The sequence below is a fragment of the Spirosoma oryzae genome (assembly GCF_003002825.1).
Classification (GTDB): Bacteria; Bacteroidota; Bacteroidia; order Cytophagales; family Spirosomataceae; genus Spirosoma; species Spirosoma oryzae.
In genome coordinates, this window is sequence record NZ_PVTE01000021.1 from 50,619 (window position 1) to 71,477 (window position 20,859).

The following is a 20,859-nucleotide window of genomic DNA, read 5'->3' on the forward strand; positions in this document are numbered from 1 at the left end:
CCATAACCAATACGTTCATGAAAACAGGAAACTTAATCGGCATCGTCGGGCTGGCGTGCCTGGGCGTTACGGCCGCTAACGCCCAGCAATGGACATTGGGTCCGAAACTAGAGTTAGGGTTGTCGGCCCGATCAACGTCGGTGAACGAGGTGATGATTGGCGATGTGTCGGTGGAAAGTGGTGCCAATGCCGGTGACGCGATGGGTGCCGGGATCGGCGGGTTCGCCCGATACGACCGCTCGCGCTGGTATGGGCAGGCTGAGTTGCTCACGCAGCGGGCCAACGTAGCTAACTACTACATCAGCGGACCACAGGTAGGCTTCGCCGACTATGTTCGCGTATCCAGACTTGCGGGGCGACTACTGGGAGGCTACAAACCGCTGCCGTGGCTCCGCTTCTCTGTGGGGGTAGCTGCAAACCAGTACCGGCGAAACCAAGAAAACTACTATGCATCCACTATCGCTAACGAATACCGCTTGGCTGAGCAATACCCAACTGACAAAGACAGGTTTCTATCGGTTGCCCGAACGTACGAAGTTGGCCAATCAGTCAGCCAAAGCCTTAAAGCGGTATCGGCGGACATGCTGTTCGGTATTGGCGTTGACGTGGGTGGGCTTACGATCGATATCATAAATAGTAGTTCGCTGACGCCGGTTGTCGATGGCATTACGCATCAGGGGCAGGTGTACGACCTGCGTCAGAAATACAGCAACTGGTCGCTGCAATTGGGTTATCGGCTGTTTCCGGTTAAGGCGCATCTGCTGGCCCCGCGTCGGTCGAACCGGGCGTACGAGCGCATCAAGAAAGACATACCCTTCTACCGTAATGAGGTTCATATCGCCGTCGGGCTGCTCGGTGAAGACATCGGCAGTGCCTTTCTCTACGAAAATCGGTACACGCGTTATCTAACCCGGCGATTTGGCTTGTCGATAGGCGCAAATATTATGCGGCTGTCTGGGAGTTACTATCTGCCTAGTCAGACAACGGAAGTGCAAGTGTTGCCCGCTGTCCGATTTCTGCCGCTTTACAGCCGTAGACATATCATTGGGCTATCTGTTGGGCCACTACTTTGCTATAAGTCAGGCTATACTGTATCCTCTGGCCGGTATGGGGGTAATGGTCCGGCAACAGTCAATCTGCGAAACGATTCAGAAGCCAGCACATTCTCGGCCAGCATACAGGGTACTGTCGATTACCAGTTTGCCATTTCTGATCGATTACTCTTTGGTCCGTGGCTCCGGCTCTCGTCAGATTACGCTTATGCCGGTATTCAGGCTGGCTATCGCTTCTAACCCTTACGTCTACACTAACCATGAGAAAGGCATTGATAAATCGACTGGCTATTATCGTTGGCGTGATACTGGTCAGCGGAGCCGCTGTGGCACAGGTATCACCGTACCGATTTGAAGTAGAAGCCGGTGGCGGGCTGCTACGACTGCCTGACGTGGCCTACAATGGCTGGTCAGCCAAACAGCAACTGACGGCATATATCAAACCACGGCTGGGCGTCTCCGTTGGTATAAACTGGGCTGGTACGACTAACACCGCCCCACTCTCCTACCTGCCTAATCAGTATGGCTTGCCTAATCCGGCACGGCTTAACGAATTTTACGTTCGTACGGATCGTATGCTCGATCTGTCGGCGGTGATATTGCCTATTCTGACCCGTCATCACCAAGTTTCCGTACGAGTTGGTTTATCAGCCTACCGCAGTAAAACGACGCAGGTCGATAGCCTGATCTATCCAAATCCACGTGATCGCTCAAGCTACGAAACGGTGCTGGACCAGCGCACAACGGACCGGGTGTCGCCTTTACTTGGCGTTGGCTACGACTATCGACTATCGAATCGCTGGTCGGTGGGGGCGTATGCGACGGCGTATTTGAACGCACCCGATAAGCAAACCGTATCGACGTTTGGCTTGCGTTCAGCGTATCGATTCAACATCAGTGCCGATTCGCTCGGGCTGTCGGTAATCGACAAAAGCACGATACGAACAGGTATCCGGTTGGCTGGTAATGTGTCGGCATCGAACGAGCGCACCGTTGCCGACGTCTACAGTATTCGGGGAATTGGGGGCGTATGGGCCGAGGTGCCGCTTTCGCTGACCTGGCAATTCCGGACGGAACTTAACTACGCACAACGCAGCGGGCAGACTAACGAAGTACGAACGGGGCGCGTGCGGTTTCTGCCGGGTGTTGACAACCGAAATTATCTGGAAATTCCCTTGCTCTTCCGTAATGAAGTTGCCTACAAGTGGCATCTGTACGTAGGGCCTTACTTCGCCACGTTGCTAAATGGTCGGGCTGAATTGGATGGAAAGCTAGTCGCGGTTGTACCGCACTCCGTTGTTGGGGTAATGCTGGGTGCCGATTATCAGTTGTCCGATCGCTTTTCAGTGGATGCCCGCTATCAGCGTGACCTGGTTCAGTTGTCGAGTCGGCCTTACGGTGGGCTGCACGGTTTTCAGCTAGGCCTGAACTGGGCATTTCAACGCAGCAACCAATAACGTGTTGCTGCGTTGAAATACGACTGATGCTTAGATTTCTACTTTCAGCCGGGCCGGGCGGTCAGATATTTCGAGCATCTCGGCATGTGGCACGATCGTAATCTGACCAAACTCGTCCAGAATTCGCCTATACGCTTCGGCGACGGGCCGGGGCTTACGATCCAGGTCATACAAACCGCATTCGTTGACCCGGTTGTTTTGTTCGGCTAGCTGCGTGTCCCAGTCGATCTGATCGATCAGGCTGTACCAGGTAAAGCCCAGCACAGGCACACCATCATGGCGCATCCGCAGAATGCTGATCCACTGTTTGTTGAGCCAGCTGGGGGCAATATCGGCTTCGAACACGTTGGTTTCCGTGTGCATCACCGGCTTGCGATAGCGGAGGTAATAATCCTTGGTGATTTCGTACCAGCCCAGCACATCCATCGAAATCTGAATCGACCCGTCTGGTAGCCTAATGCGCTCGTTCCGGCCGTAGTAGTCGTTGCCCATGATCTGGTAGCCCGGTGGTTGTCCGGTCATAAACCAGTCGTATTCCTGCCGGGTCATGCCATTATCGAGTAGGTACATGCCAACCGTGGCCGAGGGCGGATTGGCGTACAGCAAATCGAGGGACAGGAAGCGAAGTTCGTTCTCCATCGAAATGTCGGGCGAGGGCGACGCATACAGTTCGTGCGTATACTCGGCACTTTCACTCTGGACGATGATGCAGTCGTTGCGGTGTTTGGCGATTCGTTGCGTACCGATGATACTGGCAGCTACAGCATGTTTCATCGCCGTCACAAAGCCTTTGTCTGACTTCAGTTGTTCGTTCCAGATGCCGTCTTTACCGCTCGCTTTGGCCGTGACGTAAATCTCGTTGACGGGCGTGTAGTAGCGAACCCACGGGTAGCGTTTGGCTACGGCTTCGGCGTATTCCGCGAAGTGCATGGGTAGTTCCGGATTCTGAAAATTATCTACCCAGTCGGGTACGCCAAAGTGCATCAGATCGAGAATCGGCGTGATGCCCAGCCGCTTGATCTCGCCCATCGCTTCGTCGGCGAAACTCCAGTCGAACTTGCCGGGGCCTTTGTGAATGTCGTAATACGGCAAGCCGTAGCGCAATACTTTCAGGCCCAACTCTTTTACCAGACCCAGGTCTTCCTTGTATCGGTCGTAGTGTCCGCATTCCCGCAACTGATCGCGCCGGACTTTGCCCTTTTTGATCGTTGGGTAAGAGCATTCGATACCCGTTGCAAACATGAAGTTGCTGGGCATGTCGGTGGGGAGTCCCCGGCCATCATGTCCCCCGGCTCCGCCGAACTGATCGCCGTCGTAACCGGCCTCCCCTACTTCTTTTTTGATGATGTCTAAAAATCCTTTTTTCTTGGTTGCCATGCTATTGTGTTGGAGAATCAACCCCTGATAACGGATCAGAATGATGTCTTTGTGATTTGGCAAAAAGGGGAAAATAACCGCTGCTGGTGAGAACGTCAGACGTTCAGCCGGTTGCGGTTGGCTAAAAACTGATCGGCGGTCCGCAGCGACAGGGCCATGATTGTCAAGGCCGGGTTGACGGCGAGCGCACTAGGGAACGTCGAATTATCGCTGATGAACAGATTCGGAACGTCGAACGATTGTCCATCGGCATTGACAACATTTGCCCCGCCGTCGTGACCCATCCGGCAGGTACCGATGATGTGCGCGTTTCGCTGGTAGGCCCAGATGTTTTTGGCACCGGCGGCTTCCCAGATCTGCCGCATGATCTTGTCGGCGTGGGCGGTCATACGGTGTTCATTCTCCCCGTTCGTGAAGTGAACGCGTGGCTTGGGTATCCCCCGCCCGTCTTTCTCGTCCGACAATTCCATGTAGTTGAAATCGTAGGGCAGGCAATCGCCCAGGATGTTGATGCCGGCAACGTGGTTGTAGGCTCGCGCTGCCTGCTTGAACGCTTCCCCCCACAGGCCCCGCTGACGGGCCATCTGCTGCAAATACGTTACGGGCATTACGCCGATCGACTGAAGCAGGTACCCACCTGCGAAGTCGGCATCGTCAGGGCGGTGAGTATCTTCCGAAATGACGGAACCTGGAATGCCTTTGTAGGGTCGGATGTCTTCGTCGAATTCGCCCCAAATCTGCAAACCGGTGTGCGCCATGAAGTTACGGCCCACCTGACCGCTGCTGTTGGCCAGCTGATTCAGCATGAGCAGTCGTGGGGTTTCGATAGCACCGGCACAAAGGAAGACGTAGTTGCATTTCTGCCGTTTCTCCTGTCCATTCTGAAGATAAACAACCTCACTGATTCGTCCGCTGCTGTTTTTTACCAGCTGCGTAACATAGCATTCCGACCGTAGCTCGGCACCCTTGCTTAGCGCCAGCGGAATGTAGGTAACGTCCATGCTTGATTTAGCGCCGACGTTGCAACCGGCCTGGCAAAAACCCCGGTTCGCGCAGGCGGCCCGGTGGCCCAGTCCTTCCTGATGACGCCCTGCCGACAAGGCTGCGTTAGCCGCCAGCGACGTTTTAATGCCCACTGCCTCGCAACCGCGCTCCATCAACTGGCCGGCACCGTTTATGGGTAGTGGAGGCATTGGGTACGATCGCTTGCGGGCCGGACCCCAGGGGTATTCCGAGGGGCCGGAAACACCGATAAAGTGTTCAATTTCGTCGTAGTAAGTAGCGATCTCGTCAAAGCTGATCGGCCAGTCGACACCCACGCCGAAGTCAGTTTTTAGTTGCAGGTCGTCGGGCTGAACGCGGGGCGTGTAAGCAGTATAGTGTAAGGTCGAACCCCCTACGCCAATGCCGGAGTTGTTGCTGCCGAACGGAACGGGGTCGGTGCCGGCGCTGAGTCGTTCGTCGTTCCAGAACAGTTTGTCTTGCCCAACCTCGTCGGTTGGAAAATCCTTCTTAGGGTCCCAGTACTGACCAGCCTCCAGCGCGACGACCTTCAGACCGGCCGCTGCCAGACGGGCCAGCAAGGGCGCACCGCCCGCCCCCGTACCGATCACAATCGCGTCGACTGTATCGTTGAGGCTATATTGATTGCTCATAGACTGTTGAGTTGTACATCCGTACCGACAGGTCGATACAGTGATAAACGGTGATTAGTTGATCGGTCGGGGCTCGCGTGCTTCCAGATCGTTTAGTTTAGTACGTTGCCAGGTTGGCACGTCGGCCATGCCGACATAGCCGATTTCTTCCTGACCCAGCGGGTGCGAATAGTACGCACCTACGGTTTCGGCAAACAGCTCTTCGAAAAAACGGTCGGCGGGTACCTGCTGCCAGGTAATACCGGGGGGCGTACCCGCCTGAATCGCGTTCAGTACTTCGTCCTGCTGTTCTGTAGGCAACTCGCAAAAGGGCGCACCGTACAAGGCAACGGCACTCTCGTCGGTTGCTTTCAGGCCCAGCCGGTACGCGTCCCGATCGGCGGGCATGCTGTCGTAACGCCATCCGTCGGATTGATTTCCGGTCAGCCGTTCGTCGATAACGCCTACGATGTCGATACGACCCGCCGGATTGTCCTGCGGTAGGAGCCGGTCGATAATGCAGGTAAGCAGCTCGGCTTCGTCAGGCTGAAAAAACGTGGGCTGTCGGCGGGGCTTTTCCAGTCGCTCCGTCAGCGTCTGCCGGGTAGCCTCGGTAACGTCGTCTGTCTGAAGCAGCGCGCGTACCGTACCGGCGGGATAGTGATAGTCCATGGTATGTTGTTCAATGTTTGTGGTATACTCTTTTTGTCGTCCCGACGTAGGAGGGGTCTTCGGTAGCTTCCAGTGTATAACGTATCGCCCGAAGATCCCTCCTGCGTCGGGATGACAGAAGCGAGAGTAAATCGCTGTGCCTAGACAAACCTTGAACCCGCCAATTAGCCCAGCTTACCACCCGTCACTTCAACGATGCTTCCGGTGATGAAGCTGCCATCCTCCGACGCTAGTAACACGTAGGCTGGAGCTAGTTCTTCCGGCTGACCCGGTCGGGCCAGGGCGACTTCATGGCCGAAGTTCTTGACTTCATCCTCGGGCATCGTTCCGGGAATATTGGGTGTCCAGACCGGGCCGGGTGCCACGCAGTTGACCCGTATGCCTTTTTCGCCCAGTTGTATGGCCAGTGATTTGGTAAAGGCGTGGATGGCTGCCTTCGTCGCCGTGTAATCGACCAGAATCGGATTGCCGACAATGCCGACGATGCTACCCGTGTTGACGATACAATCGCCTTTCTGAAAATGGGGCAGCGCAGCCTGCGCCATAAAGAAATAAGCGATGATATTGGTGTCGAACGCCCGGCGGAGCTGCTCTTCCGAAATGTCTTCCAGCTTTTCCTGCGCCATTTGGTAAGCTGCATTGTTCACCAGAATATTCAGCGAGCCGTAATGATCGACGGTTTGTTTTACCGCGTCCATGCAGTTTGCCTTCTGGCGTACGTCAGCCTGGATGACCAGGCACTGCCCACCCTTCGACTCAACCAGTTTCTTGGTTTCAGCTGCGTCGTCCGAGTTTTCGTTGTAGACGATAGCGACCTTAGCCCCCTCCATTGCAAAGGCGGTCGCCACGGCCCGACCAATGCCGGAGTCGGCACCGGTGATGATGGCTACTTTTCCGGCCAGTTTGCCTGCTGCTTTATAAAAGTTCAGTTCGGTAGCCGGCTTTGGCGTCATCTCGGATTGCTTAGCTGGGTACTGCTGTTGCTGTGCCGCGATCTCTTTTGACGTCGGGCGAAATGGTGTTTCGTTCATGAGTATTCGTAGTAATAGGTGCTCAAGGGGTTACAAGCGAAGGCTAAACCGGGTGTAGTGGCCGTTTGTTGCCCGCATCGATTAAACAAACCGATGTTCACAAAAAACGGGTATCCCGGCACCAAAGCCGAACTACCCGCCGAAAACGTATACGGTTAATCGTTTACAACTCCATCATGCTAACCTGAACGGCCTTGTTACCGTCGAGGGTAAATGCACACTGGTCGAACGTGGGTGGCCCCATGAGCATCGTCACGTTCGAAAAGCCAAAGGGCTCGGCCGGCATTTGACCCGAAAAATCCATCGTTTTGTTATCGTTCATATCCTGGAAGATGCGAACAGCGTACTTGCCCGGCTTCAGATCGCTGAACGTTACTACTGCATCACCCGTGGCGGGTACGTCGATGGTCTGCGTAACGGCCGACTTACCGGAAAACGTCTTGTCGTCGGTAGCCAGGCCCACGTAGAACTTGCCGGAGCGTTGGACGATGCCGGTTACGGTGACGGTCAGTTTGTGTGTGGCGGAATCGGCGGGCGCAGCTGTTGTGCGAGCGAATGACTGGGTAAGGACAGCAACGAGCAGGACGAGTGTAAAGAGGATTGATTTCATGGAAGCTGACGGTCGTGTCGGTTAAGTCGGGCGGTATTGCCCGGCCTGACAAACATAGCAGGTACCAGAAGCCCTGTGCAACTCGCAGGGATGAACAGTACGAATCTGGGACGATTTGCACGAAAAAACTGCCTTTGGGATGAATGGGCGGCTCTTTAGTCGTTGTTCAGTGTCAGATTGCCGACCTTGTTGTAGCGAATTTCATCCTCGGCCAGCATCTGATTGATCGTCTGCGTCAGCATCTCTTCGTTGGTCTGCGCAAAATAGTGAGCCAGTTGTTTGGGCGACACGCCGGGTCCATTGGCCAAGGCGACATAGGCGCGTACTTCAGCCCGGACGGCAGCATCGGCCTGCTCCGCCTGCTTCTTTCGTTTCAGGCAATTGTCGCAAATACCGCAGCGGTCGTTGGTGCGTTCGCCGAAGTAAGCCTGTAACAGCCGGGTCCGGCACTGGGTCGGATGCTCAGTGTACAGAATGGCCGCGTTGACTTTGCGCAGGGCCTGCTCCCGCCGGCGTTTCAGTTCGGCCACGTCGATAGGAAGCGTAGGTGCATCATAGCGGGGCGTCAGAAACGTAAGCTGCGGTTTGTCTTTCTGCTTCTCATAGACAACGACATTGCGCTGATGCAGCGACTCCAGCATGGCAACGATCTCCGGCTGATTGATCAGAAACGTCCGCGCCAGTGTCGACTCGGAGATGGTGACGAAGTCGGTAAACAGTTCGCCACCGTAGTAGCGTAGCAGCAGTTTCAGAAACGGATCGAGTTTGGGGTTCATCACCTGAAACTCGTACAGTTGCCGATTGTCCAGCGCCATCACCAGCCGCGACGGGTGGAAATAGTTTTCGTTCAACTGAATCAGCCCTTCGAGTTGCAGTTGTTTCAGCGCGTAGTGCGTTTCGGTTGGCGGCAGGTCGTAGGTATGTGTGAAGGCGGCAATGTCGAAATCATAACTGTTGAATTGCCCCCCGCCGACCGGTACGGCTGTGTAGTTGGCCAGTGCCTGATACACGCGACGCAGCATCTCGACCGGCTGATACACCTGCTCGGTACGTTGCCGTAGCTGCTCCAGATCGGCGGGTGCGTAGAGCATGACGGCATATGCTTTCTGCCCATCACGCCCGGCCCGGCCCGCTTCCTGGTAGTAGGCTTCGAGCGAATCGGGTACGTCGAGGTGAATGACCACGCGCACGTCAGGTTTGTCGATACCCATACCGAATGCATTGGTCGATACCATCACGCGGGTTTGGTTTTGCAGCCAGGCATCCTGTTTGGCGGTGCGCTCCTGCGTACTCAGACCCGCATGGTAAAAATCAGCTGACACCCCCTGTCGATTGAGCCAGTCGGCCATGCGCTGCGTTTGCCGACGGCTGCGTACGTACACGATGCCACAACCCGGCACCCGGCTCAGAATGCGTAATACCCGATCTTCTTTCTGCTCGGTTTGCAGGACCGAGTACGACAGGTTGGGTCGGGCGAACGTTTGCCGGAAAACAAGCGGTGGCTGATCCTTGAGCGACCGGATGGCCAGCTTGTCGATGATATCATTCTGTACGTCGGGCGTAGCAGAGGCCGTCAAGGCAATCAGGGGCGCGTCGGGAATCAGCTCACGAAACTCAGCGATTTGCAGATACGGCGGTCGGAAGTCGTAACCCCAGGCCGATACGCAGTGGGCTTCATCGATGGCCAGCAGACAAACATTCATCTGCTTGACCCGCTCGATGACCAGTTCCGTCCGCAGCCGTTCGGGCGACAGGTACAGAAATTTGGTGTTGCCGTAGATACAGTTGTCGAGCGTCGTGTCGATCTCACGGTAGTGCATGCCCGCGTAAATCGCTGCCGCCGGAATCCCCCGCCGACGCAGCTGATCGACCTGATCTTTCATCAGCGCAATCAACGGCGTTACGACGATACAGACGCCTGGCATGGCCAGGGTCGGTACCTGAAAGCAGATCGATTTACCACCCCCGGTGGGCATCAGTACGAGCACATCCTGCCCGTCGAGTACAGCATTGACCACGTCTTCCTGCATGGGCCGGAAGGCGGAGTAACCCCAGAATTGCTGTAAAATTTGCCGAATGGTCATACAAGGCTGATGGCTCAGCGAATTGCGATCGTTGTGCACCCGTTGCTAGCACGAAGGTACACACGGACACAGATAACCGGAATGTAACAACTGTCGTTCATGGCTGCGTTGAACAACGCTACGATTGATTCCCGCTTGCGCCAATCTGTACGCACGGGAAAGCCAACCCGCTATTCAATCAGAAAATGAACGTTAGAGCGGGTAGTAAGCTGCCTTTTTACGTTTCTGTACTTACCTTGAGCATTGTCGCCCAGTACCGATTCGGGAAACGACTCACGCTGACAATCAGACTATAAGCAAACTCAATCGTTATTGACTACTACTTGTACATGCTAACACGCTCCTCGTCAACCGCCCGACGACTTTCCGTAGTCGGCTTCGTTCTCAGTATGCTGGTATTACTGGCTGGTATCGTACAGGCTCAGCCAAAATCACCCCAGCCGGGTCCGACTGACTATCGGCAGTTTGTTCGTTCCGTGCGCTCGTTTGAGGGGCCCAAGACAATCTGTTACGCCAGCGATCGAAACGAATTTACGCGGGTACTGGCTCCCGAAGCCATTCGAAACCGGCTCAACAACCCCAACGCCCGTCAGGCTGCCAAAACGGCGAATTTTCTGGTTAGCTACACCGGCTTCACGGCTGAAGCACAACGGGCGTTTCAGCAGGCTGTCGATATCTGGGCGACACTGATCGTATCGCCGGTACCTATCCGGATCAAAGCAACCTGGTCATCGCTAAGTCCGGGCGTGCTGGGCTCCGCTGGTCCATCGACAGTACGCGTCGGTAGTGATGGGGTACAAAAGGCGCTCGGGATCTATCCTATTGCGTTGGCGGAGAAAATCGCCCGTCGCGAATTGAACGAACCCGACTCGTCGGACATCGACGCCAACTTTAGTCGTAATGTCAACTGGTATTACGGGCTGGATGGTATTACGCCCGCCGGGCAGTACGATCTGGTAACGGTGGTGCTCCACGAAATCGGGCATGGGCTGGGCTTTATCGGTTACTACGGTACCACCGGTACGACGGCTTCCTACCAGACTCCCTACCCGGCGGTGTTCGACCATTTTGTGGAGGATAGCCAGGGCCGGAAACTGGTCGCCAATACCGACGCTTATCCGCTGGGGTCGAATGCGCTGTATCGGCAGCTGACGGGCAATAATCTGTTCCTCAACGGGCCGGTGATGCAGCGTACGGTTCGGCAGCGGGCCAAACTGTACGCGCCGACGACCTTCAGTAAGGGGTCCAGTATTTATCACCTCGACGAGTCGACTTATCCGGCCAAAGACACCAATTCGCTGATGTCGCCACAGGTTGGTGCGGCCGAAGCCATTCACACACCCGGTCCGCTGGTGCTGAATTTTTTCTCGGATATCGAGTGGAAAACAACGTCGATCCTGCCCACACCGCTTGCTGACAGTGAAGACAGCCGCGACCTGGTTTTTCAGACGCGGGTAATCAGCGATACAACGTTGATAGCGGGATCGGTACGACTGTTTTACCGGAAAGGGCCGCCGACAGCTACCGATACCACCTACACCGCCGTTTCACCAACTGCCGTTGCTGGTGTCGCGGATACGTATGCTTATACCTTGCCGGCGTCGATCGCCCAGGGCGACGTCTGGTACTATTATCAGGCGCAGGACGCATCGGGCCGAACGTTCACCAGTCCCGGAAAAACACCCGCAGGCGTTCAACTGGCGTACCGAGTGCAGTCTGGCCCCGACCGGGTACCACCAATCATCCGCTACAATCCCGACAAGAACTTCATCATCAACCCAGGCCTGACCGATTCGCTGGTCGTGCGTGCATACATCGCCGACGACCGGGCTGCTGGTGTCGGAAATGCGCAGCTGGAGTACCAGGTCAATGGAACCGCGCAGCCGTCAGTGACCTTACGCTACACGCAGTTTGTCGCCGGAGGGAGTGTGTATGATAGTGTATATTATGGCCGTGTCGTGTTTCCGGCTAATCTGCTGAAAGCGGGGGACGTCGTTACATACCGCATTGTGGCGCGTGATTCGGCGCGGGCCCGGAACCAGGTAACTAGTCCGACGACGGGCGTTTACAGCCTGAGCGTTATCGCTCCGCAAGCGACGGTCGATCAGTATACAACCACGTTTGCCAGCACGACTGTCGCCAGTAATTTCGTGGGGTATCGATTCGGCATCAGTACGCCGAACGGGTTCTTGGATCCGGCGATTCACTCTGAACACCCGTATCAGAACGGGGCTAACTTTCGCTATGAAACCAACGCTGAATACGTTCTGCTGTCGCCAATTCGGGTGAAAAGTAATCCTGATAGTGCCAGTATTCGGTTTAACGAGATTGTGCTGGTCGAGCCGGGGGATGCCGGAAGCCGCTTCGGATCGGCCAACTTCTACGACTACGTCATCGTAGAAGGATCGGTCAACTACGGACGTACGTGGTTTCGACTGCTCGACGGGTACGATTCACGCGATCAGTCGGACTGGCTAGCGGCTTATAACCGTAGTACGTCGACCGATCAGCTAACCGGCGAGACCAACTCAACTACGGTAGGCTCACCGAACCTGTTCAAACTCCGGGAGTTTTTTATTCCCACAACAGGCTATGTACGGGGGGGCGATCAGGTCATGATTCGATTCCGGCTGTTTGCCGATCAGTTGTCGCATGGCTGGGGCTGGGCCATCGATAACCTACAGATTCAGGTACCACCTCCACCACCGGTACTGGCGACCGAACAGGGCCGCGATGGATCGTTCAACCTGTATCCGAACCCGGTCAGCAACGGATTGGTGCGAATCGACGCCGTCCTGACCAAAGCCGTTCCTGAAGCCAGAGTGACCGTAACGAATGCGACGGGCCGAACGCTTCGGCAGCAGTCGGTGAACGTAAACGGACTGACAATCAACGAACAACTCGACCTGACAAACCTACCCGCCGGGCTGTATTTTGTTAAGCTGCAGGCTGGAGAAACGACGCTGACGCAGAAGCTGCTCATTGCGCGATAGCCGCTGCCACAGGCGGGCCACGGGGTCTTTACTACCGACGAAAACGGGTGGTAAAGACCCCGTTTCGTATATTGACTTTTTTATAGCCTAATGCGCCAAAGCGTACTGTTCTTCCTGGTTCTTCTCACGGTCGGTTGTTCACCGGTCAGCCGTATTGCCCGTCTGGTACGGACAGACACTCGTTATACCGATCACCTGACTGGGGTTGCCCTGTACGATCCGGTCCGTCGGAAGGCGCTGATTCAGCACAATGCCGATCAACTGTTTACGCCCGCGTCGAACACCAAGCTGCTGAGTTTTTACGCCGGGCTGTTGTATCTGCCCGATTCGTTACCCGCGCTGCGCTACACGATTCAGAACGATTCGCTGATTTTCTGGGGAACTGGTAACCCCTTGCTCCTGCACCCCGTCCTGTCCGATACGAGTGTTCTGGCTTTTTTGCGAAATCGACCGGAGACACTCGTTTTCTCCCCAGTCAACTATACCGGGCCGCGCTTCGGTGCGGGCTGGGCCTGGGACGATTACAACGACGATTACTCTGCCGAATTAGCCCAGCTACCTGTCTACGGAAACGTTGCGGCCTTTCGTCGGTCAGGTGCTAATGATCGTTTGCCAGTCAGTCCGGCATTGTTTGCGGATAGTATGCTCGTCGACACGGTTCGGCGAACGGGTATCCGGCGGGACGAGTTCAGAAATCGGTTTCGGTTGTCGACCGCGCCAGTCAATCGGCAGGAAGTTCCGTTTCGGTGGTCGCCCGAGCTGGCTACCCGTCTGCTGGCCGATACGCTACATCGGGCGGTAGCCATACTGGCGCGTCCGATGCCAGCAGGTACAAGATTGTTGCGGGGCTGGCCCGCCGATTCGCTCTACAAGCGGATGCTGCACGTAAGCGATAATCAGTTCGCCGAACAGATCCTGTTTATGGCATCGGCCGAGCAGGGGCATCCGCAACTCGATCCGGCGCGTGTACGCAGGCAGGTGGTCGACAGTGTGCTGCATTATGCGGGTACGAAGGCGCGCTGGGTCGATGGCTCGGGCCTGTCGCGCTACAATCTGTTCACGCCCAACGTGTTCATCGACTTGTTGGGAAAGATACAGGCGAAAGTGCCGCAGCAACGGCTATTGACCCTACTGCCGGCGGCTGGTCAATCCGGGACGTTGCGCAGCGTAGGCGATCGGCAGCAAACGCCTTACATCTGGGCCAAGTCCGGGTCGATGACGGGTGTGTACAACCTGAGCGGCTACCTGCAAACCCGCCGGGGCCGATTACTGTATTTCAGTGTGATGAACAACAATTTCAGCCAGTCGGTCAGTGAGATACGCAAGCGAACGGCCGAGCTGCTCCGGCAGATTCACGAGCGGCTGTAAGAAGCTGAAGCCCGCGTTAGTACTTAGTGTGGCCTTCATAGAATACCAGTGGTGTCGGGGACCCGACACCACTGTAACCAATACAGTGTGGAGTACCGATAACGCATTTGAATTTATCCCGTCCGAAAAACAAGGCCTAATAAGATCAACTACCGTTTGATGAATTGGTATGTCGGATAGCTGATGACGATGAAGCCCAGCGCGTACAGGCTACTCGAAAAATCGCCGATGACAACGCCCACCAGAAAGGCGAGCGAAGCGACAAGCAACGTCCAGGTCGAAACGGGATAGCCCCAGGCCCGGACCGGTCGCGACAGATCGGGCTCGGTTTGGCGCAGCCGAATCAGCGACGCAAAGCCAGACGCATAGCAAAGGACGAAGAAGAACGTCGCAATGTCCGACAGCTTGCTGTATGTATTCGTCAGAATCAGCAGAATGGACGTGCCGGCTGTCAGGGCTACTGCGTAGGCGGGCGTACCGCCTGTATTGACGTAGGTGACGAAACGAAAAAACAAGCCGTCGCGACCCATGGCGAAGATGACGCGCGGATTGAACATGATCTGGGCGTTGATGATGCCCATAATCGATACCATCAGCAGCAGCGTTACCACCTTGGCACTACCCGGCCCGAACAGTGCCTGCACCGCATCGGCTGCCGCCAGTTTTGACCCGGCCAGTTGCTGCACGGGCAGCACATACAGCAGCGCCAGGTTGACCAGCACGTAAATACCGATAATCAGTAACACACCGCTGACCATCGACCGGGGTAGGTTCCGGCTGGGGTCGACGTCTTCCTCGGCAAAATAAGCCGCAGTGTGCCAGCCATCGTACGTGTAAAAAACCGACTGCAGCGCAGCCAGGATACCTAACCACAGGCCATTTTCGGCGATGGGGCGGGTAAGTTCGGGTGACGGAGTGGAATGCGTGGGCGTTACGACGAAACAGACAACAACGAATGCCAGCAGGCCGGCGGCTTTCAGGACGCTCATCACCTCCTGCGCCCGACTGGCCGACTTCACCCCCAGCCAGTGAAAGGCCACGAACAGAAGCAAAATACCAATGGCAACCGGCTTTTCGTAGCCGACCAGCGCGGGAATCAACACACCCAGGTACTCGCTCATCACCGACGCACCGAACGCCATGGCCGCAACGCTGCCCAGCCAGCTACTGACGCCAATCAGGAAGCCTGCATAGTTGCCAAACGCGCGACGGGCGTAGACGTACCAGGCCCCCGCACTCGGCAGCATCGTACCCAGTTCGATGACCGACAGCGACCCGATCAGCGCGTATACACCCACCAACAACCAGACCGCAATAATCAATGTCGGGTCGCCAATATCCTGCGCAATCGGGCCGGGCTTTCGGAGAATACCCGTACCGATGGTACCACCAATCGTAACGGCAATACCGAAACCGACGCCGAGTAATTTCTTAAGTTGCTGCTGGGCCATGTCGTACGGGAGAAGGGGGTAGGTGAACTACAATGATAGCGAAAAAGGCCCTCTGTCAAGCCGTAGCGTCGACAGGGTGGGGCTTTTTCGTAAGTTTGCTTACATGAGAGCCTTATTGACGCATCCGTATTTGTTGGTGATGGCTGGTGGCAGCGCAGGAAGCTTACTGCGCTACGGCATCGGGCGAATCGTACCACCGACGCTGGCAGGTATGCCGTTCCCACTGGCCATTTTGCTGATAAACATTGGGGCGAGTGCGTTGCTGGGCCTGGTCGCCGGCTGGGTCGTCGGACGAACGTCGGGCGAGGAGGTAAGGCTGCTGGTGGGCGTGGGCTTCTGCGGAGGACTAAGCACCTTCTCTAGTTTCAGCTACGACACGGCGGTATTGCTACAGAACGGCCGTGTCGGTACTGCTTTACTCAACATCGGCCTGAACGTCATTCTCTGTCTGCTGGGGTCCGTCGGTGGCCTGACGCTTGGTTCTAAACTCTGACTTATGATTCAACGCCAGTCGCCACCGCTGATTCCGGTACGTGTAGCTCATTGGGGGCTGGTTCTTTTTCTGCTCATGGCAACAACCGTAACAGCTTCGGCTCAGGACATGGCGCGTCGGCTTCACGATGCGCACGAAACGTATAAAGAACAGACGCTTACTCATCGGCGCTTTAAACACCGGGACGTGGTAACGCTGCTCGATTTACTCCGCGATCAGGCCCCACTGACCATCAGCCAGGTTGGCGAGTCGCTGGAAAAGCGGGCTATTTACCAGGTTAAGGCTGGTACCGGACCGGTCAACGTGCTGCTTTGGTCGCAGATGCATGGCGATGAAGCAACCGCGACGATGGCCCTGTTCGATATCTTTCACTTCCTGACAGCCTCCGGTGATGAATTCGACAGCCTCCGCCAGACAATCCTGACAAAGCTGACGCTCTATTCCGTGCCGATGCTTAATCCCGACGGGGCCGAGCGGTTTCAGCGCCGGACGGCCAGCGATATCGATATGAACCGCGATGCGCTGCGGTTGCAGACACCGGAAGGCCGACTCCTGAAACAACTACAGCAGACATTGAAACCGCTGGTTGGCTTCAACCTGCACGATCAGAATCCACGCTATAGTGTTGGGACTAGTGGCCGGCAGGCAGTGGTATCGTTTCTGGCAACGGCTTATAATCAGGCCCGGTCCGTGAACGACGTGCGCCGGCGGTCCATGCAACTGATTGCGGGTATGAACCGGACATTGCAGCAGTTCATACCGGGGCAGGTAGCGCGTTTCGACGATGAGTTTGAACCCCGTGCGTTTGGCGATAACATTCAGAAGTGGGGTACCACGCTGGTGCTGATCGAGTCCGGCGGCTGGAAAGATGATCCGGAGAAAATGAACATCCGCCGGTTAAACTTCGTCGCCATACTGACGGCCTTGCAGGCGATTGCCGAGGAAACGTACACGCAGGAAAGTACGGACGAGTACGTCAGTATTCCCGAAAATAGCCGTAACCTGTTCGACGTGCTGATCCGCAACGCGACGATCGTCCGCAGCGGAAAACCCATTCGTGTCGACGTAGGCATCAATCGCTATGAAGTAAACACGGACGATGCTCGTTCCTACACCTACAAAAGCGAGATCGAAGACATCGGCGATTTGTCGACGTTCAGCGGACTGGACGAAATCGATGCGACTGGCCTTACCCTGACGGCGGCCAATGTGCAGAGCCTGACCGCTGCATCGACCGATGAGCTGGCGCAATTAAACGTCGATTCCCTGCGCGAAGCGGGTACGTTACTGGTCCGTGCATCGGTGGCTGGTCGACAGGTGCTGGCCGGGCAGCCACTGCACCTGTTGCGCGCCGGGAAAGTACCGGCGCGACCATTGGCTGTGGGGCAGGTTCCGACCTTCCTACTCAAGGATGGTGACCGAATTCGCTACTGGTTTGTCAATGGTTTCTGGTTTTCCGACAGGCCGGGACCGGGCTGGGAGCGTAGCAGCATTACCGAATAAACGAGTTATTAAAAACAGAGTCACCGAACAAAATAGAGAAAATAAAGATTAAAACAGAATTAAATACTAAGTCACTAGAATATTGTTAAATTATTGACTGTAAGCGCATTAAAAACTTATTAATTGATAATTGACCCGTAACACTGTAGTAATATTGGCGTAACACTGTGCCGATAGTTTTGCGACGCGAAAAGCGACACCAAACTATAAACATGGCTCAGTATCTAGTACTTATCTCTTTTCTGCTTAGTAGCCTGACGCTCTGGGCGCAAACAGGAACCGTTCGCGGAACGGTTAAAGACACCAAAACCAAAGAATCGCTGATCGGCTGTACGGTTCGCGTCGACGGTACCCAGCTAGGTGTCACGACCGACATCGACGGCCAGTTTACGCTGACCAACGTACCCGCCGGAACCCAGAAAATCGTTATCTCCTACGTCTCCTACAAGACGAAAGAAATCCCCAACGTCCGCGTCGAATCGGGCAATACCACGGTCATCGATACCGAACTGGCTGAGGAAGGTACGGCCCTACAGGAAGTCGTTGTTCGGGGTAACAAGGCCACTAACACGGAAATTGCCGTTATCACGGAAATCAAGCAGCTGAAGCCGATTGCGGTTGGTATCTCGGCGCTGCAAATTCAAAAATCGCAGGACCGCGACGCGGCAGCCGCCATCCGTCGGGTGCCGGGGGTCAGTATTCTCGATAACCGATTCGTGCTGATTCGAGGGTTGGGCTCGCGCTACAACTCCGTACTGATCAACGACGTCATCGCGCCGTCGACGGAAGTTGAAACCCGCTCGTTCTCGTTCGACATCATTCCCAGCAACATCCTGGACCGGATGATCGTCTACAAATCGGGTTCTGCCACACTACCCGGTGACTTTGCCGGGGGCGTTGTCAACATCTACACGAAGCGTCGGCCCAGCAGCAACTTCATCGACGCTGGTCTGACGTTTGGCTACCGGGCCAATACAACCGGTCGGGCGGTGCAATCGCATGACCGGGGTGGCTTAAGTGCATTGGGCCTGTGGTCACCGAATCAAACGATTCCGACCAGCTTTCCGGCGCGTTCGGCTGATTTCAATGCATTGGGTGCCCCACAACGGGCGGCTTATGCCCGGCTGCTGCCTAACTCGTGGGGCCTGACAGGCATGACGGCCATGCCCGATATCCGGTTTGCGCTGAATACGGGTCGCCGGTTCGATGTCGGCAACGTACAGGTAAGCAACCTGACCAGTATCAACTATAGCCTGACGAATCAGTTCGCGGATATTGACTTCCGGGTTTATGACAACGGGGCTGTGGCTAATCTGGTTAATCAGCAATACCAGGATATCAGCTACGCACGGCAGGCACGGCTTGGCCTGCTGCACAACTGGTCGCTGCGCTTCTCGCCCCGCTTCACGCTGGAGTGGAAAACGCTGGTCAACCAGTTGGGTAACCAGGAAACGGTGGTGCGGAACGGGCAGAACTTCGATTCGAACGCCGACATCCGCAGCTACTCTGAACGCTTCGAAAACCGCACCATCCTGACCTCGCAGGTATCGGGTGAACATAGCCTGAGCGAGTTGACCAAAGTGAACTGGATCGCGGGGTACGGCTATTCAGGGCGCTGGGAGCCTGATTGGAAACGCGCCCGTTACCAGGCCCCGCTCAACAGCGGTGAGAATGGTACGTACACGCTGGTAACGCCGGTTGCGCCAAACCCTATCGACGTCGGCCGATTCTATTCGAAGCTGAACGAGCAAACCGTCTCGCTGATCAGCAACTACGATCATACGTTTGGCAACCCAACCGATCGGGAGCCAAATCACATCCGGGCCGGCTTCTACGGCGAACGGCGCGTTCGGGATTACGCGGCCCGGTTCTACGGCTACAACAGTATTCCCGGTCTGACCGCCGATGGCGCTATCGTACAGCAACAGCCAATCGGTACCATTTTCTCATCGGCTAACGTCAACGGACAACCGGGTGGTTTATCGATACTCGATGGAACGTCGGATCTGGATTCGTACCAGGGCGCTAATACATACGGTGCTGCGTACGTCAGTGGCGACGTAAATCTGGGAAGCCGCACCACCGTTACGCTGGGTCTGCGGGGTGAATACAACGTACAGGGGCTGCGGATTCAGCGGCAGGGTATTAATCAGCAACTGGTCAACCGGGCTATATTTAGTCCACTGCCATCGGTCAACCTGACGTACAAACTGAACGATAAGCATAACCTGCGACTGGCGTACTCGGCCACCGTCAACCGGCCTGAGCTACGAGAGTTAGCCCCGTTCCAGTACTTCGATTTCAACCTGCTGGCTGTAGTAACCGGTAACACCGAACTGACGACGGCTGCAATTCAGAATGTCGACGCGAAGTGGGAGTTCTACCCATCGCCAAACGAAGTTGTTTCGGTAACGGGCTTCTTCAAGCAGTTCCGGAATCCGATCGAAAGCTTCCTGCTGCCAACGGGTAACGGCTTCAACTACACGTTTATCAATGCGCCGTCGGCCCGGAATTACGGTATCGAGGTGGAGATTCGGAAAGGCTTCCAGCAGTCGGGCAGTCGTTTCCTCCAGAATGTACAGCTTGTTGCCAACGGCTCACTGATTAACAGTCGGGTGAAACTGGGTGACTTTGTGCGGGCCCCGGATGCGTCGGGTACGGTCGTTGACATTGCGCTGAAAGATCTGGCGGATAATGAGCGCCCATTGGCCAACCAGTCGCCATACCTGATCAACGGCGGTGTGTACTACCAGGCTCCTGATAATGGCTGGCAGTGGAACGTACTGTACAACGTCTACGGTCCCCGCATTTTCGCCGTCGGAACGCGCAACAACCCAACCATTTACGAACTACCCCGGCACGCTATCGACCTGAACGTCAGCAAAACGTTTGCGCAGAAACTCGAAGTCCGGTTAGGTATTCAGGATCTTCTGAACCAGGCCGTTCGGTTCGCACAGGACTTCAACGGCGATGGTAAAATTGGTAGCGATCTGACGTCGCAGACGGTCGGTGCCGATCAGGTATTCCGGCAGTACAAACGTGGTCAGTACATCACTCTGACGGGCGTGTACACCTTTGGCCGGCGCGTCATTGTCCCCTAAGCGCATTTCCAGTTCCCTGTTATACTAAACCAA

Annotated in this window: 14 protein-coding genes; 7 read left to right on the top strand and 7 right to left on the bottom strand. The window is 55.8% G+C overall.

Features of this window, described 5'->3' with window-relative positions; translation table 11 throughout:
* Positions 1 to 17: 17 nt before the first annotated feature.
* Both CLV58_RS20825 and CLV58_RS20830 read left to right on the top strand, forming a co-directional pair.
* Positions 18 to 1,292 carry a hypothetical protein gene (locus CLV58_RS20825; RefSeq protein ID WP_106139768.1) on the top strand — a complete coding sequence of 425 codons (1,275 nt, stop codon included), beginning with the start codon at positions 18 to 20 and terminating at the stop codon, positions 1,290 to 1,292.
* A gap of 20 nt (positions 1,293 to 1,312) precedes the next feature.
* Positions 1,313 to 2,509 carry a porin family protein gene (locus CLV58_RS20830; RefSeq protein WP_106139769.1) on the top strand — a complete coding sequence of 399 codons (1,197 nt, stop codon included), beginning with the start codon at positions 1,313 to 1,315 and terminating at the stop codon, positions 2,507 to 2,509.
* A 30-nt stretch (positions 2,510 to 2,539) separates the two neighbouring features.
* On the opposite strand, the gene CLV58_RS20835 is transcribed toward CLV58_RS20830, so the two are convergent.
* From CLV58_RS20835 to CLV58_RS20860, 6 genes are all read right to left on the bottom strand, one after another.
* Positions 2,540 to 3,886, bottom strand: coding sequence for a family 1 glycosylhydrolase (locus CLV58_RS20835; protein WP_106139770.1), 1,347 nt, complete (start codon positions 3,884 to 3,886; stop codon positions 2,540 to 2,542).
* Between the two features lie 95 nt (positions 3,887 to 3,981).
* Complete coding sequence (locus CLV58_RS20840; protein WP_106139771.1) at positions 3,982 to 5,541, bottom strand: GMC family oxidoreductase; 1,560 nt, start codon at positions 5,539 to 5,541, stop codon at positions 3,982 to 3,984.
* A gap of 54 nt (positions 5,542 to 5,595) precedes the next feature.
* Positions 5,596 to 6,192, bottom strand: a complete 597-nt coding sequence (locus CLV58_RS20845; protein ID WP_106139772.1) for a gluconate 2-dehydrogenase subunit 3 family protein — start codon at positions 6,190 to 6,192, stop codon at positions 5,596 to 5,598.
* Positions 6,193 to 6,356: 164 nt separating this feature from the next.
* The gene (locus CLV58_RS20850; RefSeq protein WP_106139773.1) at positions 6,357 to 7,223 is read right to left on the bottom strand and encodes a glucose 1-dehydrogenase; all 867 of its coding nucleotides are present in this window, start codon (positions 7,221 to 7,223) and stop codon (positions 6,357 to 6,359) included.
* A gap of 163 nt (positions 7,224 to 7,386) precedes the next feature.
* Entirely contained in the window at positions 7,387 to 7,833 is a 447-nt protein-coding gene (locus CLV58_RS20855) for a DUF2141 domain-containing protein (protein WP_106139774.1), read from the bottom strand.
* A 155-nt stretch (positions 7,834 to 7,988) separates the two neighbouring features.
* Positions 7,989 to 9,917, bottom strand: coding sequence for a RecQ family ATP-dependent DNA helicase (locus CLV58_RS20860; RefSeq protein WP_106139775.1), 1,929 nt, complete (start codon positions 9,915 to 9,917; stop codon positions 7,989 to 7,991).
* A 329-nt stretch (positions 9,918 to 10,246) separates the two neighbouring features.
* Between CLV58_RS20860 and CLV58_RS20865 the strand changes: the two genes are divergently transcribed.
* Positions 10,247 to 12,910 (top strand): T9SS type A sorting domain-containing protein, encoded by a 2,664-nt coding sequence (locus CLV58_RS20865; RefSeq protein ID WP_106139776.1) that lies wholly within the window; start codon positions 10,247 to 10,249, stop codon positions 12,908 to 12,910.
* 90 nt (positions 12,911 to 13,000) lie between these two features.
* Entirely contained in the window at positions 13,001 to 14,278 is a 1,278-nt protein-coding gene (locus tag CLV58_RS20870; RefSeq protein ID WP_106139777.1) for a D-alanyl-D-alanine carboxypeptidase, read from the top strand.
* A 149-nt stretch (positions 14,279 to 14,427) separates the two neighbouring features.
* Here CLV58_RS20870 and CLV58_RS20875 read toward each other — a convergent pair whose 3' ends face one another.
* A complete protein-coding gene (locus CLV58_RS20875) occupies positions 14,428 to 15,729 on the bottom strand; it encodes an APC family permease (protein WP_106139778.1) in 1,302 nt (433 codons plus the stop codon).
* 103 nt (positions 15,730 to 15,832) lie between these two features.
* Here CLV58_RS20875 and crcB point away from each other — a divergent pair, with 103 nt between their 5' ends.
* The 3 genes from crcB to CLV58_RS20890 all read left to right on the top strand — a co-directional run bounded on the left by crcB (position 15,833) and on the right by CLV58_RS20890 (position 20,826).
* Positions 15,833 to 16,222, top strand: a complete 390-nt coding sequence (gene crcB / locus CLV58_RS20880; RefSeq protein WP_106139779.1) for a fluoride efflux transporter CrcB — start codon at positions 15,833 to 15,835, stop codon at positions 16,220 to 16,222.
* Positions 16,223 to 16,225: 3 nt separating this feature from the next.
* The gene (locus tag CLV58_RS20885) at positions 16,226 to 17,725 is read left to right on the top strand and encodes a M14 family zinc carboxypeptidase (protein ID WP_106139780.1); all 1,500 of its coding nucleotides are present in this window, start codon (positions 16,226 to 16,228) and stop codon (positions 17,723 to 17,725) included.
* Positions 17,726 to 17,937: 212 nt separating this feature from the next.
* The gene (locus tag CLV58_RS20890; protein ID WP_106139781.1) at positions 17,938 to 20,826 is read left to right on the top strand and encodes a TonB-dependent receptor; all 2,889 of its coding nucleotides are present in this window, start codon (positions 17,938 to 17,940) and stop codon (positions 20,824 to 20,826) included.
* The last annotated feature ends 33 nt before the right edge of the window (positions 20,827 to 20,859 follow it).

Coding starts and splice junctions, on each gene's coding strand:
- CLV58_RS20825 (WP_106139768.1), top strand. CDS start 18: ATGAAAACAGGAAACTTAATCGGCATCGTCGGGCTGGCGTGCCTGGGC.
- CLV58_RS20830 (WP_106139769.1), top strand. CDS start 1,313: ATGAGAAAGGCATTGATAAATCGACTGGCTATTATCGTTGGCGTGATA.
- CLV58_RS20835 (WP_106139770.1), bottom strand. CDS start 3,886: ATGGCAACCAAGAAAAAAGGATTTTTAGACATCATCAAAAAAGAAGTA.
- CLV58_RS20840 (WP_106139771.1), bottom strand. CDS start 5,541: ATGAGCAATCAATATAGCCTCAACGATACAGTCGACGCGATTGTGATC.
- CLV58_RS20845 (WP_106139772.1), bottom strand. CDS start 6,192: ATGGACTATCACTATCCCGCCGGTACGGTACGCGCGCTGCTTCAGACA.
- CLV58_RS20850 (WP_106139773.1), bottom strand. CDS start 7,223: ATGAACGAAACACCATTTCGCCCGACGTCAAAAGAGATCGCGGCACAG.
- CLV58_RS20855 (WP_106139774.1), bottom strand. CDS start 7,833: ATGAAATCAATCCTCTTTACACTCGTCCTGCTCGTTGCTGTCCTTACC.
- CLV58_RS20860 (WP_106139775.1), bottom strand. CDS start 9,917: ATGACCATTCGGCAAATTTTACAGCAATTCTGGGGTTACTCCGCCTTC.
- CLV58_RS20865 (WP_106139776.1), top strand. CDS start 10,247: ATGCTAACACGCTCCTCGTCAACCGCCCGACGACTTTCCGTAGTCGGC.
- CLV58_RS20870 (WP_106139777.1), top strand. CDS start 13,001: ATGCGCCAAAGCGTACTGTTCTTCCTGGTTCTTCTCACGGTCGGTTGT.
- CLV58_RS20875 (WP_106139778.1), bottom strand. CDS start 15,729: ATGGCCCAGCAGCAACTTAAGAAATTACTCGGCGTCGGTTTCGGTATT.
- crcB (WP_106139779.1), top strand. CDS start 15,833: ATGAGAGCCTTATTGACGCATCCGTATTTGTTGGTGATGGCTGGTGGC.
- CLV58_RS20885 (WP_106139780.1), top strand. CDS start 16,226: ATGATTCAACGCCAGTCGCCACCGCTGATTCCGGTACGTGTAGCTCAT.
- CLV58_RS20890 (WP_106139781.1), top strand. CDS start 17,938: ATGGCTCAGTATCTAGTACTTATCTCTTTTCTGCTTAGTAGCCTGACG.